The organism is Streptomyces sp. NBC_00878 (assembly GCF_026341515.1).
GTDB lineage: Bacteria > Actinomycetota > Actinomycetes > Streptomycetales > Streptomycetaceae > Streptomyces.
In genome coordinates this window covers 4,739,449-4,754,268 of record NZ_JAPEOK010000001.1, presented here as the reverse complement: position 1 = coordinate 4,754,268, position 14,820 = coordinate 4,739,449, and the positions used below count along the sequence as shown (strand labels likewise).

The window sequence follows — 14,820 nt, the reverse complement described above, 5'->3', positions numbered from 1 at the left end:
CATATTTCCGGCCATGCATGCCACTGTCATGCTCATGCGAGTGCGCTGACACTTCGCAGGTCGGCAACGGGGGCCCACGGAGAACAGGATGCTCCGATTTCATTTCACGCCCGAGGACCTCACCAAGGTCACAGTGGCGACCGAGCCGCATGTCCTCTGGGAGATCGCGGTCAGTCTGCACCGGCTCCAGACCCGCGAAGGCCGCTGGGCCTACGCGCCCTGGTTCCGTACCGCGCGTACGTCCTTGCGCCGGGCGGGGCTCGAACGGACGGTGAAGACCCTCCTGTTGCCGCTCTTCCCGCGTGCCAGCTACTTCCCCGACTTTCTGACGCCGCCGGAGGGCACCCAAGGTCTGGACGCCGGGCTGGAGGCCGTTCTGGCGACGCCGTACGAGCGGGTCGTGAGCGAGGTCGACGTGCTCACCCGGGCCGTCGGTGCTCCGGCCTGGGCACGCCGGCTCACCGAGCGGGACATGCGTGGACAGCTCGTGGGCGCCCTGCGCGCCTACCACCGTGCCGTGATCGCCCCGCACGAGGAGTGCATCCAGGAACGTCTGCACGCCGAGCGGGCCCGGCACGCCCACACGCTGTTCCACACCGGGACCGAGGGCATGCTCACCGGACTGGGCCCCACGATCCACTGGCGGCCACCGGTCCTGGAGATCGACCCGTATCCGGACCACCGCGACGTCCACCTCGACGGGCGGGGGCTGCTCCTGATCCCCTCCTACTTCTGCTGGCACGCGCCCATCGCCCTGGCCGACCCCGGGCTCCCGCCCGTCCTGCTCTACCCCCTCCATCACCTACCGCCAACGGCGACGACCCCGCACGCCGACTCCCCACCGCTGAACGTGCTGCTCGGCTCCACCCGTGCCGCCATCCTGAGAGCCAGCGCGACCGGCTCCACCACCACCGAGGCCGCCCGCCGGGCCGGCGTGACCCCCACGACGGCAAGCCATCACACCGCCGTACTGCGCGACGCCGGCCTGATCACCAGCCACCGCCACGCCAACACGGTCCTGCACACCCTGACCCCCCTCGGAGCGGCCCTGCTGCGAACGGGGCCGGGGGGCGGCTGACCTCGTGCAGCGGGCGGCGGCAGCGTGACTTCCCCGGCCCAGGGCCGACCCCCGGAGGCCCGCTTAGGATGGCGAACGGACGAGGTGGTCGGAGCCGACTGAGCGGACTGGGGGAAGCGATGGGTGACCAGTCTGTGGCCGGAGCCGGTCCAGGGGTGGGTCATGGCTGGAACCGGCAACGGTTGCGCAGCAACAACGAATGGCTGTTGCTGGAGCGGATCCGTACCGCCGGACCGCTCTCCCGCGCCCAGCTGGCCCGTGAGACCGGGCTTTCCAAGCCGACCGTGTCCGCCGCGCTGGCCGCGCTCGAACAGGCCGGCCTGGTCTGCGAGGCCGGCCAGTTCATTCCTGAGCGCGGACGGATCTCGGTTCTGTACGAGGCGGACCCGTCCGCAGGCCATGTGCTCGGGGTCGACATCGGACGAGCCCGGCTGCGCGTGGCGGTGGCCGATCTTTCCGGGCGCGTCGTTGCCCGTCGGGATGTGCCCAATCGGGGCAGGACCGCCAACGCCGTCGCCGATGCCGTCGTAGAGGCCGCCCGAGGGGCCGTCGCCGAGGCCGGGCTGATCCCCTCGGAGATCGTCCATACGGTGATCGGAACGCCGGGAGTCTGGGACGAGCAGCGGCGCAGTGTGCGGTACGCGCCGAAGCTGCCGGGGTGGAGCCGGCCCGGGTTGCTCGACCGGATCGCCGAGGGGCTCGAAACCGCGATCACCGTCGGCAACGACGCCAACCTCGCCGCCTTGGGGGAGTACTCCTTCGGTGCCGGCGAAGGCAGCCAGGTCCTGGCCTACCTCCTGATCGGGACCGGGCTCGGCGTGGGCGTGGTCAAGGACGGCGAACTGTTGCCGGGTGCGCATGGCGCCGCCGGCGAAATCGGCTTCCTCCCGCTTCCTCTGCCCGCCACGCTGTCCGGAGGAGCCGATGATGCGCCCCGTGCGACGTTGGAGGACGCGGTCTCGGCCGACGCGGTGGTCCGCTCGGCCCTTGCCCACGGGATGACCGGTCCGTTGACGGCCCGCGAGGTGTTCGACGCGGCCCGCGCCGGGGTACCGGCAGCCGAGGCCGCGGTGCTCCGTGAGGCGGAGCTTCTGGCGTACGCGGTGGCGGTGGTGTCCGCCGTCCTCGACCCCGACACCGTTGTCGTCGGTGGCGGGGTGGGACTCAGCGCCGACCTGCTGCTCGGCCCGCTCGACCAGGCCCTCAAGAAGTTCTCGCCGGTACACCCGCGGCTCGTCCGAAGCCGTCTCGGCGAGGAGGCCGTACTTCTCGGAGCGGTGGCGACGGCTCTGGAGACGGCCCGGCCGGAGGTGTTCGGACGCCGTTCCGCGGCCATCGCATGACCGACTGACATCGCATGACCGACTGACATCGCACGACTGACTGACACCGCATGACCGACTGCCATCTCATGACTGACTGACACCGAAGTCACGACAGCCGATCCCCACCAAGATCTTCGCGAGCGCCACCCGCACCGTCGGCCGGACAGGCCCGACTGCTCCTCGACTACTCCTCGATCGTGGTGGCGAGCAGCGAGGAAAGCGCCGCCGAGTCGAGCAACGAGCCGTCCCAGGTCGTGGTCAGGCGAGTGATGCGGGCATGCCGGCCGAGTTCCAGAGCGACAACGCCCCTGCTCACCGGATTGTGTGGGGAGGCCCACTCATAGCCGCCGCCCTGTGTGCTGCCGACGACATGGCGGACGGATGCCGACTGCCCGTACGGCAGCAGCGGCAGCGCGCGCTTCAGGTGAGCGGCGATCGCCTTGTGCCCGATCAACTCCGTGTGCAGCGCCAGGTCTTCGAAGACGGCATCGGCTGCCCGCGGTGACCAGCGCAACCAGGGCCGGGCTTGCATGGCTGATGTCCAGACTCGCTTGGCCGATGTCCGGACCCGATGCCTGCTGTCCAGCCGAGAGGGAGCTCGCATCCGCAGAAAGGGAGCCCGCTTCGGCCGAAGCGCGTCCAGTGAGCAGTGTGCCAATGGCCATACCGGCGCCACCGGCGGCGCGGCCCTTCAACACACCGCGGCGGGATGAAGCGGCCTTATGAGTCCCTCCGGGACTCATGGGGGCCTGAGAACCAGCGATGTCCATCTTGTGCTCCTCGGACGATCTGTCGCCGACGGGAAACGGGCGGACGATTGAAGCTTCAATTTAAAGTTAAACGACAGTGATTGAACGGTCAACTCTTCGGCTAAGATGAACCTCATGGACGCGACGGATCACCATCAGCCAGACACGCCTCGCGGCGGCTGGCTCGATGAGCAGGAGCGCGACGCGTGGCTCGGGGTCGCCGCCCTGATCCTGAAGCTCCCCACGGCCCTCGACGGTCAGCTCCAGCAGGCCGTCGGCGTCAACCTGTTCGAGTACATCGTGATGGCCAGGCTGTCGGAGCACCCGTCCCGGAGAATGCGGATGAGTGACCTGGCGACGCTGGTGAACGGCTCACGGTCACGGTTGTCGCACACGGTGCGAAGGCTGTCGACGCGGGGCTATATGGAGCGGCACCCGGACCCTGAAGACGGGCGCTATACCGATGCGTTCCTCACCGAGGCGGGATACGACCTCGTCGTCCGCGCAGCGCCGGCCCACGTGGCCATGGTGCGTCACGTGCTCATCGATGCGGTGTCCCCGGACCAACTGCTGCAACTCGCGGACATCGGGCAGCGTGTAGTCGCCAGAATCGACCCAGGCGGCAGTTGGCCCCCGTGAGCGGAGCCACGACCGTTGATCACGACTCGATACGCGCCCCAGGTGAGCCCCAGGTGTGCCCTAGGTGCCAGGCGCCAAGTGCTCAACCGCCAGGTGGTCAACCGCCAGGGCGACGGCACCGTGCAGCGAGGCGTCCTCAAGGAAGTGGGCCGGCACCACGTCCGGCGGGAAGGGGACGGTACGGGAGAGGTGGGCGGAGAGGGCCGGAAGGATGTGCTCCGCGGCGGCCATCATCCCGCCGCCCACCGCGATGCGCGCCGGGTCCACCAGAACCGCGATGTTCGCCACCGCGACGGCCAGCGCGCCGAGCGCTTGGCGGGCCAGCCGCTGCGACGCCGGGTCGTCCCGGCCGAACAGGTCCGTCGCTGACACCTCCCTGCCCAGCAGAGCACTGGCGCGTGCTCCGAGCCCCTTGCCGCCGACCAACTCCTCCAGCGGCGCCCGAAGGTCGACTGGCTCGGCGCGCGCGACGGGCTCGGTGCTCGCGAGGGACTCGGTGATCGATCCATGCGCGCAGCCGCGCTCTCCCGCTGATGCGCCCGCGCCCATCAGCTCTCGGCCGCTCGGCAGCGGCGCCCGCCCCGCTCCGTACTCGCCGCCGTCGTACTCGCCGCCGTCGTGGACGCCGCCTTCGTGGACGCCCGGTCCCGGTTCGAGATAGGCGATCTCTCCGGCAGCCTGGTGCGCCCCGTTGAGCACCTTGCCGCCGATGGTCAGCGCGGCGGCGATGCCGGTGCCGAGGCTGATGTAGATGCCGGGATCGGCATCGCGCAAGGCACCGGAACGCGCCTCGGCGAGGGCTCCCGCGCGTACGTCGTTGGTGACCGGAACGACGTCCACCCCCAACTCCCGTTGCAGGCGCTCGGCCAGGGCCAGGTCCTCCCAGCCCGGGAGGTTCGGCGAGAGCAGGATGCGGTCGGGCCGGATCACGCCGGGAGCGACCGCTGCGTACGCGCCGACCGGCGCGCCGTGGTGGGACCGGGCCTGCCCGGCCAGTTCGAGGGCGGCCGCACAGGCGCGGGCGAGTATCTGGTCGGGCCCCTGCTCGGCACGGGTGGGTATACGCAGCTGCCGCAGAAGGTTGCCTCGCGCGTCAGCGAGTGCGACCGCGGTCTTGGTCCCCCCGAAGTCGATGCCGATGACGGTCGAGTCGATGACGGTGGAGTCGAGGACACGCCCCCTGGACGCGGCGGAGTCGAGCATGAGGATGGCCCTCCGTGGTGACGGCTCCGGGGGGAGTTCGAGCGTGCTGCGCCGTCCCCGGCCGTGGTGAGTGATCCGTGCGGCGCCCACCGTCGGGATCGGTCGGTGACTGGCGACCTATTCAAGTTAGGGAACTTAACTTTACTGGTCAAGCCTTTGTGAGAGTTGCCCGGGAAGCATTGACAAGAGGGAAACCGACGGTGTTCCCTGGCGCTGCCGACCCCGTTCGGGGCATCCGATGGCATGGCGTCGGGTGGCTGACTTGGTTCAGTTCGGGCCCGCCGTTGCCGATCGCGCCGCGCGCACGGATGTCGCTCCGCGTGCACGGACATCGCTCTACGTGTACGGATATCGCTTCGTTCGCGGCATCACATGTACTCGCTCTTCGCTCTCTTCTCTCTTCGCTCTTCGTGCCGCAGTCGGCCAGTGGGTGGCCGCGGCACTTCATCGGATGGTTCGTTCCAGCGCCGCGACGACGCGGCTCACCAGGGAGGTTCAGCATGAACACACGTTTGCGTCGTGCCGTCGTCGCTGCCGCCGTCACCGCGATGGCCGTGTCGCTCGCTGCCTGTGGCAGTGCCAAGGAGTCCAGCGACAAGGCCAAGGAGCCTTCGGCGAAGAAGGGTGACGACCTCACCGTCGGTCTGCTGCTGCCGGAGAACCAGACCGCGCGCTACGAGTCGTTCGACAAGCCGCTGATCGAGAAAAGGCTCAATGAGGTCACCGGCGGCAAGGGCAAGCTCATCTACGCCAACGCCAAGCAGGACGCCACACTGCAGACGCAGCAGGTCGACACCATGATCACCAACAAGGTCGACGTGCTCATCCTGGACGCCGTCGACGCCAAGGCGATCGCCGGAAGCGTGAAGAAGGTGAAGGATGCCGGTATCCCGGTCGTCGCCTTCGACCGCCTCGCCGAGGGCCCGATCGACGCGTACACCTCCTTCGACAACGAGGAGGTCGGCCGCGTCCAGGGCAAGGCCCTGCTGGAGGCCCTGGGTGCCAAGGCCAAGGACGGCAAGATCGTCATGATGAACGGCGCGGTCACCGACCCCAGCGCGGGCCAGTACAAGAAGGGCGCCCACGCCGAACTGGACGGCAAGGTCACCATCGGCAAGGAGTACGACACGAAGGAGTGGAAGCCGGCGAACGCCAACGCCAACATGGCGGCCGCGATCACCGCGATCGGCAAGGACAAGATCGTCGGCGTCTACTCCGCCAACGACGGTATGGCGGGCGGCATCATCACCGCCCTGAAGGCCGCGGGCGTCTCCCCGCTGCCGCCGGTCACCGGCCAGGACGCCGAACTCGCCGCCGTGCAGCGCATCGTCGCCGGTGAGCAGTTCATGAGCGTCTACCTCCCCTACGCGCCGGAGACCGCCGCCGCCGTGGACATGGCCGTCGCTCTCGCCAAGGGCGAGAAGCTCGACTCCATCGCCGGCACCAAGGTCGACAGCGCCACCGCCAAGGGCATCCCCACCCATCTCGTCCCGTCCGTGTCACTGACCAAGAACAACATCAAGGACACGGTGCTCAAGGACGGCATCTTCACCGTCCAGCAGATCTGCACCGCGAAGTACAAGGCGGCGTGCGACAAGCTGGGCCTGAAGTAGCCAGCCGTCCGGCGTGGCGAAGTGCTTGGGACGGTCCCGGAAGGACTCCAGCGGGGCGGGCGTCGAGAGGGTGGGCGAGTGGGCCGCAGCGAGGGATGCCTGCGGCCCACCGCGTGTCACTGTGCTGGTCAGTCCTGGTCGTGACAGGCAATCAGGGCCCGGCTGATCAGGAGCTTGCAGGTGGGTAGGTGCTCACACCTACCCCATCTGCAAGCTGGGTAGGTGCTCACACCTCGCGCAGCCACGCGTCCACGCTGTTGCCGGAACTCGACCATATGAAGTCCAGCCGCTGGCCATTGCCGCATGCCAGGGGAGTGGACTTGTTGACGCCGCTGTAGGGGAAGGTCGCATACACCTGAGCACACTGACCGTCAGCGGAGCCGTTGGTGTCCTTCACCCAGCCGTTGATCGACACCTTGTTGCCGGAGCTGCAAATAACCGTCCAATGCGCCTCGGCACCACGAAGGGACACGTTCTTCACGGCGCCGCATCCAGCTAAGGGGCCGAACTCCGCTGACGAGATCTGGGGGTGAGCACTGGCCACCGGGGCCGCAAAGCCCGCGAAGGCGAGGGCGACAGTCGCCGTACCGACGGCGAATTTACGCTTCATTTCTTCTCCTTGGAGGATTGGACGAAAGGGGCGGAGGCAATGGCAGATCGGCGCTCCGCACAACCGCACGAGCACGGGCCGGTCGTGAGCGGGCCCACACCGCCGGTGCGGTCCAAGCCTCGGCCCAGATGACTGCCAAAAGCCAGATCAGGCCCTGTCCCGGACACGTCCGAGCCTGTCCCGGACAGGTTCCGAGCCCTATTTGCGGCTGATGACACGGTTCTTACGGCACTTCGCCGTCGTGTGCGGGGTTCGTGGGCGAGTGGGTAGCGGTCCAGGCTCTTCTGCTGGAGGCCGGGCGACGACGCGAATTGCCGGACAAGCCCTAGCGTTGGCCTCATGACTACTGCTGATGCGCACGGCGTACGGGACCCGGAACTGCCCGGGCGGCTGCTGGCCGCCGAGCGGGATGTGCTGATCCCCCTACTACGGGGGCGGCCCGAGAAGGACTTCGCGGTCAGGACCTGTTGTCCGGGGTGGACCGTGCGGCATGTGCTCGCGCACTGCTCGACCGCGTTGTCGCGGGTGGTGGAAGGCCGGTACGAGGAGGGGGTGTTCAGCCCCGAGACGAACGACCGGGACATCGCCGAGCGGGCCGACTGGTCCGTCGCGGAGGTCATCGACGAACTGGAGCGGGGCATGACTGACGCGGGCCCGGTGATCGCCAAGTCGGGTGGCGCACTGGACGGGGTCGGGCTCGGCGAGTGGGTGCACGCGGGCGACGTACGGGAGGCCTGGGGCGAACCCGGAGCGTACGGCGGGGCCCAAGTCGGCCTCGCGCTCGACCTGTTGGCGTGGATCAGCCGCGAACGGGGGCTCCTCGCCCTGCACGCCGACCTCGACGACGTGGACGAGCCGCTGCTCCTCGGCGCGCCGTCCGGCGAACGCCCGCCCGCCCGTTACCTCGGCGACGCGACCACCCTCGTACGGCTCTACGCGGGGCGCCCGCTGACCGGCACGCGGTACGAGCTGGCGGGGGCGACGGAGGCCGAGCTCAACCTGTACGGCTGAGGCCCGGCGGCCTCCGCCTTCACCTCTGCTACCGCCCGGCGGCCGCCGCCGCGACGAAGGACGACCAGGCGGCCGCCCCGAATATCAGCGTCCCCTGGGCGGGGTGCTTGCTGTCGCGGACGGGGACGATGCCGGGGAGGTCGTCGGAGACTTCGATGCAGTCGTCGCCGCTGCCGCCACTGTGCGTGGACTTGCGCCATGACAGGGCCGCTCCGGCGAAGTCGCCGCCAATCTCCACGCACTCGTTGGCCGTGCCGCCGCTGTAGCTGCTCTTACGCCAGGTCGCGGTCCTCAGATCGGGTGCGGTGCGCATCCTCGTACTCCTCGGCCGCCTGCTCGATCAGGGCGAGGGACGCGGTAGGCGACAAGGCCACGGCCCCCAGCAGATCGTAGGTCAGCGTGCAGCGGGTCACCACAGCCGGATCGTCCAACAGGCGGCCGGTTTGGACGCCTTGGACATATACGAGGGGCGGGGCGTCGTCGAAGGTCATCATCTTGAAGAGGCCGTCCAACCCGGCATGCGCACCCTCCGAGAGAGGCAGCACCTGGACGATGATCCGGTTGCGGTTGGCCAGTGTGGCGATGTGGCGGAGCTGCTCGGCCATGGCCTTCGGGCCGCCCACTTGGCGTCGTACCACGATCTCGTCCAGGATCACCCAGTAGCGGGGCATCGCCGGATTGTCGAAGACACGGGCGCGAGCCAGCCGGGAAGCCACTCGTTCCTCGACGACGTCCTCCGCCAGGACCGGGTCGTACGCCCGGACCACCGCACGTGTGTACCCCGCAGTCTGGAGCAGGCCGGGAACCAGGTCCGGCGCCCAGTCCTTGATCCCCTGCGCCAACCCCTCGAACTCCACCACATCCGCGAAGTGATGCTCGTAGGGCGACTTCATCGCCGCCTCAAGGTTCCGTACGAAGAACCCGTCCGTCTTCAGGATCTCGTCGGCCATCTTCGCGTACTCCGGTTGCATGCGCCGGATCCCGGCCTCCAGCTGCCCGATGAACGAGCCGCTGACGAACATGAGCGCGCCCAGTTCGTCCTGGGAGAGGCCGGCCGCCTCGCGCTGGTGGCGCAGCTCCGCGCCGTACAGGGCTCGGGGGGACTGGGACGGATCGAGTCGCTTTGGCTGAGGCATCGGGCAACTCCCTTTCGCGCGGTCGGCGTTGTTGGACGGGCGCCACATCGAGAGTAGTTGCAGACAGTGACAGTTGCTGTGCGAATGGTGATATCCGTTGATCTCTGGTGGCGGGCGCGTAGGGTGACTATTGGACTAGACCTGTTGTCGATGTTGTAGTCGTAGTCGTAGCCGCCCGAGGGAAGAGGTCCTATGAGTGAGCGTGCAGTCCTGGAGGTGATCGCCCTCGGCGTCGAGGACGCGGTCGCCGCCGAGGCCGGAGGCGCGGACCGGCTGGAGCTGGTCACCGACATCGCCGCCGACGGGCTGACCCCGCCGGTCGCGATCTTCGCGGGGATCAGGGCCGCCGTCGGCATCTCGCTGCGCGTGATGCTGCGCCTGGCCGACGGTTTCGAGGCCGGGGACGTACGGGGACTCGTACGGGCGGCGCGGGAGCTGCGGGCCGCCGGGGCGGAGGAGTTCGTGCTCGGGTTCCTGGACGAGGCCGCGCAGCCGGACCTGCCCGCGCTGGAGGCGGTGCTCGCCGAACTGGACGGCTGCCGTTGGACGTTCCACCGGGCGATCGACCGCGCCGCCGACCGCGACGCGCTGCGCAAGAGCCTCGCCGACCTGCCCGGTCTGGACGCCTACCTCACGGCCGGGTCGGCCGACGGCGTGGACGAGGGCCTGCCCACGCTCCTCGCGGAGGCGGCCCGCCGTGGCGAACAGGGCTACGAGCCGCGGCTCATGGTCGGCGGCGGCCTCCGCCTCGACCACCTCCCGCACCTGCGGGCCGCAGGCATCGACGCCTTCCACATCGGCGGCGCGGCCCGGCCCGGTGGCTGGGAGTCACCGGTCTCGGCGGAGGCGGTACGGGAGTGGCGAACCGCGCTCGACGCGTGAGCGCTCCACTGGGGTGCGGTACTTCACAGTGCCGCGCCCCTTACGGGACACCGTGCCGCACCCGCAGAGCAGCTCGGGCCCGTCAGCTCTCCGACTCCGACAGCTGAGGCGGCAGCGGCGCCCCGTGCGTCACGATCAGGCCCGAGACCGCTCGGGTCAGGGAGACGTACAGGCGGCGCAGGCCGGTGCGTTCGTCCGGTTCGCCATCGACCACGGCCCGGGGTTCGTCCAGGACCACGTAGTCGTACTCCAGGCCCTTGGCGAGCGAGGCCGGGACCAGGGTGAGGCGGGTGGTGAGGGTCGTCTCCTCGCCGGGCCCCAGGTACGGGAGCCCGGCCGCCGTCAGCGCCTCGGCCAGCGCCGGTACGCGCGCGTCGGCCGCGATCAGGCCGACCGAGCCCTCGTTGCGGAGCAACTCCTCGCAGGCGGCGACCACTTCGGTGTCCGCGGCGTCGGCGGTGGCCGGGCGGACCTCGAAGAAGCCGGGGTTCTCGCGGACCGACGCCACCGGGGTCAGGCCCGGCGCGATGTGGGGGAGGAGCCGGGACGCGTACGTGATGACGTCCGTCGGTACACGGAAACCGGCCGTCAGTTCCTCCACGACCGCCTCCCGCTTGCCGAGGTGGGCCAGCGCCTCGTCCCAACTCCGGGTCGCCCAGGGCGTGGTGCCCTGCGCCAGGTCCCCGAGCACGGTCGCCGAACCGGTCGTGCAGCGCCGCCCCACCGCCCGGTACTGCATGGGGGACAGGTCCTGCGCCTCGTCGAGCACCACGTGCCCGAGGGAGTGCGTGCGCTGGACGAGATCGGTGGCCTCGTCGATCAACACGGCGTCCGCGGCTGCCCACTTGGCGGACTTCACCGACCGTACGGGCCTGGCCCACAGGATCGTCTTCTGCTCGTCCTCGGTGAGGATGCCCTCGGCGTGGGTGGCCAGGAAGTCGGCGTCGGAGAGGAGGCGGAGGACCAGCTTCGCGGGATCGACCGGCGGCCAGAGGGTCTTCACCGCCGCCTTCACCGCGGTGTTGCGGGCCACGGCGTCCTGCACGCGGTCGTCAGGGGCCTCGCCCGACCGCTCCATCTGCACCAGCACGGCGTGCGCGATGCGCTGCGGCAAGGCCTCGCGGGCGGCGCCGTAACGGATGTCCCGGTCGAGCAACTCCCGGACGATGTCCTCCAGTTCGTACGCCGGGACCCGCCAGCGTCGCGAACCGCGCACCACCATGACCGGTTCGACGGGCATGGTCACGTGCGAGCGGACGGCCCGGCGCAGTACCTGGGCCATCCGCGCGTCGCCCTTGACCACCGCTGCCGCCGCCTCGTCCGTACTCCGCACCTCCACATGGGCGACCAGGTCGTCGACCGTCGCCTGCTTGACCTCCAACTCGCCCAGTGCGGGCAGCACTTGCTCGATGTAGTGGAGGAAGGACGCGTTCGGCCCGATGACCAGGGTGCCGGTGCGGGCGAGCCGGTCGCGGTGGGCGTAGAGGAGATAGGCGACCCGGTGCAGACCGACCGCCGTCTTTCCGGTGCCCGGACCGCCCTGCACGCAGACCGAGCCGCCGAGACCGGACCGTACGATCTCGTCCTGCTCGGGCTGGATCGTCGCCACGATGTCGCGCATCGGGCCGACGCGCGGGCGCTCGATCTCCTGCTGGAGCAGCTTGCTGGTGGCCGCCGCCTCGGACGGGTCGGACAGGTGCTCGTCCTCGTACGCGGTGAGGTCGCCGCCCGTGTACCCGAAGCGGCGGCGCAGCGCGATGTCCAGCGGGTTCTTCTTGGAGGCCCGGTAGAAGGGCTGGGACACCGGGGCGCGCCAGTCGATCACCATCGGGTCCCCGTCGGCGTCGTGCACATGCCGGCGCCCGATGTAGAACTGCTCGCCCTCGGCGCCCTCCGCCCGGTCGGCGCCCGGGGAGTGCAGATAGTCGAGGCGGCCGAAGAAGAGCGGGGTGTGCGAGAGGTCCGCGAGGGCTTTGACGCGCGCGTCGATCTGGTGGGCCAGGGCTTCCGCGTTGACCCAGTTCGCGGTGACGTCCCGGATGTCGAGCGACTCGACGTCCTCGCGCATCGAGCGGAGGGCGGCGCGGGAGTGGGTGAGGTGGGCCCGCTCGCGGGAGAGCGGGTCGTCGGACGAATAGCCGTCGGACGAATAGCCGTGGGGTGAGTAGTCGTCGGACGAATCGGGGACCGACATGGCGGAGTCGGACGGGGTGGACACGGGGGTGCCTCCGGGGCCTGGAGCCTGCTGCGTGGGTGTGCCCGACCGGGGTACGGCCGGGCTGAGAGCCTGTCGGGTGACCTCCGTTCGCCAGGCCGGCGGTCACCCGACAGGCTCTGAGGACCGACCGGTTTCCGTCCGGTCGGCGGCACTCCGCTGGGGAGGCGGGCAAGAGCGGAGATTTTAGGCGAGAGGGCGTGGCGGGTGCCAACCGTTTTCCTGCGTGGGCTCGTGGGCTCCGTACGGAATCTGCCGTCCCCTAGGGGACGGGGTCCCCCTCCCTACGGGGGACGGGTCACTCCGGAGGCGTACGAGGAGGCGGCGGAGGTTCGGTCCACAGGCCGATGTAAGCGGAGGGCGGAAATTCCACTATGGATACATGAGCGCAGCGACCTTCACCCCAGGCCCCGTCAGTCCCGGCGCACCCCCGGGAGCCACCGCCCTCCAGGGCAGCCACCGCCACCGCCTCGGCGACGCCCTCCGCGCCGTCAAGGTCTTCGCGACCGCGACCCTGAGCGTGGTGCTCCTGGGCGAATACGAAGAGGAAGCAGGCGTACGCCGCCGGTAAGCGCACCGGCGCCCCTTTAGGGGCGCGGGGCGGTGACACTTGCGGCTCCGCCGCGGGGCGCGACCAGCCCCCACCGGCCCGCACCCTCCCACGAACCCCCTGCTCAACTGTCCGCGAGCAACTCATCCGCATCCACAATCCGATACGCATACCCCTGCTCAGCCAAGAACCGCTGCCGATGCGCGGCGAAGTCCTGATCGATCGTGTCCCGAGCCACCACCGAGTAGAAGTGAGCCTGGTGCCCGTCGGCCTTGGGCCGCAGCACCCGCCCGAGCCGCTGCGCCTCCTCCTGACGCGAGCCGAACGTCCCCGACACCTGAATCGCGACCGTCGCCTCCGGCAGATCGATCGAGAAGTTCGCCACCTTCGACACCACGAGCACACTGATCTCGCCCTGCCGGAACGCCTCGAAGAGCTTCTCGCGCTGGGCGTTCGACGTCTCACCCTTGATGACCGGCGCGTCCAAGTGCTCGCCCAGCTCGTCGAGTTGGTCGATGTACTGCCCGATGACCAGGATCTGCTGCCCGGCGAACCGCCGCACCAGCGCCTCCGTCACCTTGCGCTTCGTCGCCGTCGTCGCGCAGAAGCGGTACTTCTCCTCCGTCTCGGCGGTCGCGTACGCGAGCCGCTCCGCGTCCGTGAGGTTGACGCGGACCTCCACGCAGTCCGCGGGCGCGATGTACCCCTGCGCCTCGATCTCCTTCCAAGGAGCGTCAAACCGCTTCGGGCCGATCAGCGAGAACACGTCCGACTCGCGGCCGTCCTCCCGGACCAGCGTGGCCGTCAGGCCCAGGCGCCGGCGCGCTTGCAGATCCGCCGTGAACTTGAAGACCGGCGCGGGCAGCAGATGCACCTCGTCGTAGACGATCAGGCCCCAGTCGCGCGAGTCGAACAGCTCCAGGTGCGGATAGACGCCCTTCCGCTTCGTCGTCAGGACCTGGTAGGTCGCGATGGTGACGGGGCGGATCTCCTTCCTCGTACCGCTGTACTCGCCGATCTCGTCCTCGGTCAGCGAGGTCCGCTTCACCAGCTCGTGCTTCCACTGCCGCGCCGAGACCGTGTTCGTGACGAGGATCAGGGTCGTCGCCTTCGCCTGGGCCATGGCTCCGGCGCCGACCAGCGTCTTGCCCGCACCACAGGGGAGGACGACCACTCCGGACCCGCCGTGCCAGAAGTTCTCCACCGCCTGCTTCTGGTACGGCCGCAGCGCCCAGCCGTCCTCGGCCAGTTCGATGGAGTGCGCCTCACCGTCCACGTACCCGGCGAGGTCCTCGGCCGGCCAGCCCAGCTTCAGCAGCGTCTGCTTGATCTGGCCTCGCTCGGAGGGGTGCACGGCGACCGTGTCCGGGTCGAGCCGGGCGCCGACCAGCGGGATGATCCGCTTCGAGCGCAGGATCTCCTCCAGCACGGGCCGGTCGGTGGTCGTGAGCACCAGACCGTGGGCCGGGTGCTTGGACAGCGTCAGCCGTCCGTAGCGGTCCATCGTCTCGGCGATGTCGACCAGCAGCGCGTGCGGCACCGGATAGCGGCTGTACTGCACGAGGGCGTCCACGACCTGCTCGGCGTCGTGCCCGGCCGCGCGCGCGTTCCACAGCCCGAGCGGCGTCACCCGGTAGGTGTGGATGTGCTCCGGCGCGCGCTCCAGCTCCGCGAAGGGCGCGATGACACGGCGGCACTCGCCCGCCAGCTCGTGGTCGACCTCCAGGAGCAGCGTCTTGTCGGACTGGACGATGAGTGGACCATTCACGCGTGCGTCCCCTTCTGCACAGCTGTGCGGTGTGCACGGCC

General features: G+C 69.7%; 14 protein-coding genes. 7 read left to right on the top strand and 7 right to left on the bottom strand.

The genetic code is table 11. The annotated features are described in order from the left end of the window. Positions 1-88: 88 nt before the first annotated feature. Positions 89-1,078, top strand: a complete 990-nt coding sequence (locus OHA11_RS19990) for a helix-turn-helix transcriptional regulator (protein WP_266498230.1) — start codon at positions 89-91, stop codon at positions 1,076-1,078. A gap of 119 nt (positions 1,079-1,197) precedes the next feature. Continuing rightward, a complete protein-coding gene (locus tag OHA11_RS19985; RefSeq protein WP_266498228.1) occupies positions 1,198-2,421 on the top strand; it encodes an ROK family transcriptional regulator in 1,224 nt (407 codons plus the stop codon). Positions 2,422-2,587: 166 nt separating this feature from the next. Here the strand turns inward: OHA11_RS19985 and OHA11_RS19980 are convergent, their stop codons facing one another. Next, complete coding sequence (locus OHA11_RS19980) at positions 2,588-2,935, bottom strand: hypothetical protein (RefSeq protein ID WP_266498227.1); 348 nt, start codon at positions 2,933-2,935, stop codon at positions 2,588-2,590. A gap of 352 nt (positions 2,936-3,287) precedes the next feature. Between OHA11_RS19980 and OHA11_RS19975 the strand changes: the two genes are divergently transcribed. Further along, a complete protein-coding gene (locus OHA11_RS19975; RefSeq protein ID WP_266498225.1) occupies positions 3,288-3,791 on the top strand; it encodes a MarR family winged helix-turn-helix transcriptional regulator in 504 nt (167 codons plus the stop codon). 60 nt (positions 3,792-3,851) lie between these two features. Here the strand turns inward: OHA11_RS19975 and OHA11_RS19970 are convergent, their stop codons facing one another. Further along, a complete protein-coding gene (locus OHA11_RS19970; protein ID WP_266498224.1) occupies positions 3,852-4,994 on the bottom strand; it encodes an ROK family protein in 1,143 nt (380 codons plus the stop codon). Between the two features lie 500 nt (positions 4,995-5,494). Between OHA11_RS19970 and OHA11_RS19965 the strand changes: the two genes are divergently transcribed. Then, entirely contained in the window at positions 5,495-6,607 is a 1,113-nt protein-coding gene (locus OHA11_RS19965; protein WP_266498223.1) for a substrate-binding domain-containing protein, read from the top strand. A gap of 226 nt (positions 6,608-6,833) precedes the next feature. Here the strand turns inward: OHA11_RS19965 and OHA11_RS19960 are convergent, their stop codons facing one another. Beyond that, complete coding sequence (locus OHA11_RS19960) at positions 6,834-7,217, bottom strand: hypothetical protein (RefSeq protein ID WP_266498221.1); 384 nt, start codon at positions 7,215-7,217, stop codon at positions 6,834-6,836. 339 nt (positions 7,218-7,556) lie between these two features. Between OHA11_RS19960 and OHA11_RS19955 the strand changes: the two genes are divergently transcribed. Beyond that, positions 7,557-8,228: a maleylpyruvate isomerase family mycothiol-dependent enzyme gene (locus OHA11_RS19955; RefSeq protein ID WP_266498219.1), complete on the top strand. Its 672-nt coding sequence runs from the start codon at positions 7,557-7,559 to the stop codon at positions 8,226-8,228. Positions 8,229-8,256: 28 nt separating this feature from the next. On the opposite strand, the gene OHA11_RS19950 is transcribed toward OHA11_RS19955, so the two are convergent. Together OHA11_RS19950 and OHA11_RS19945 are read right to left on the bottom strand one after the other, a co-directional pair. Then, positions 8,257-8,541, bottom strand: a complete 285-nt coding sequence (locus tag OHA11_RS19950) for a DUF397 domain-containing protein (RefSeq protein ID WP_266498216.1) — start codon at positions 8,539-8,541, stop codon at positions 8,257-8,259. After that, positions 8,501-9,364 (bottom strand): helix-turn-helix transcriptional regulator, encoded by an 864-nt coding sequence (locus tag OHA11_RS19945; protein WP_266498215.1) that lies wholly within the window; start codon positions 9,362-9,364, stop codon positions 8,501-8,503. Before OHA11_RS19945 ends, OHA11_RS19950 begins: the two co-directional genes overlap by 41 nt. 192 nt (positions 9,365-9,556) lie before the next feature. On the opposite strand from OHA11_RS19945, the gene OHA11_RS19940 reads away from it, so the two are divergent. Then, positions 9,557-10,246 carry a copper homeostasis protein CutC gene (locus OHA11_RS19940; RefSeq protein ID WP_266498213.1) on the top strand — a complete coding sequence of 230 codons (690 nt, stop codon included), beginning with the start codon at positions 9,557-9,559 and terminating at the stop codon, positions 10,244-10,246. Positions 10,247-10,328: 82 nt separating this feature from the next. Here OHA11_RS19940 and OHA11_RS19935 read toward each other — a convergent pair whose 3' ends face one another. Then, on the bottom strand, positions 10,329-12,314 hold the full coding sequence (locus tag OHA11_RS19935; RefSeq protein WP_266507312.1) for an AAA family ATPase: 1,986 nt from the start codon (positions 12,312-12,314) through the stop codon (positions 10,329-10,331). A 529-nt stretch (positions 12,315-12,843) separates the two neighbouring features. Between OHA11_RS19935 and OHA11_RS19930 the strand changes: the two genes are divergently transcribed. Continuing rightward, the gene (locus OHA11_RS19930) at positions 12,844-13,032 is read left to right on the top strand and encodes a hypothetical protein (protein ID WP_266498211.1); all 189 of its coding nucleotides are present in this window, start codon (positions 12,844-12,846) and stop codon (positions 13,030-13,032) included. 103 nt (positions 13,033-13,135) lie between these two features. Here the strand turns inward: OHA11_RS19930 and OHA11_RS19925 are convergent, their stop codons facing one another. After that, on the bottom strand, positions 13,136-14,779 hold the full coding sequence (locus OHA11_RS19925) for a DNA repair helicase XPB (RefSeq protein WP_266498209.1): 1,644 nt from the start codon (positions 14,777-14,779) through the stop codon (positions 13,136-13,138). Between the last annotated feature and the right edge of the window lie 41 nt (positions 14,780-14,820).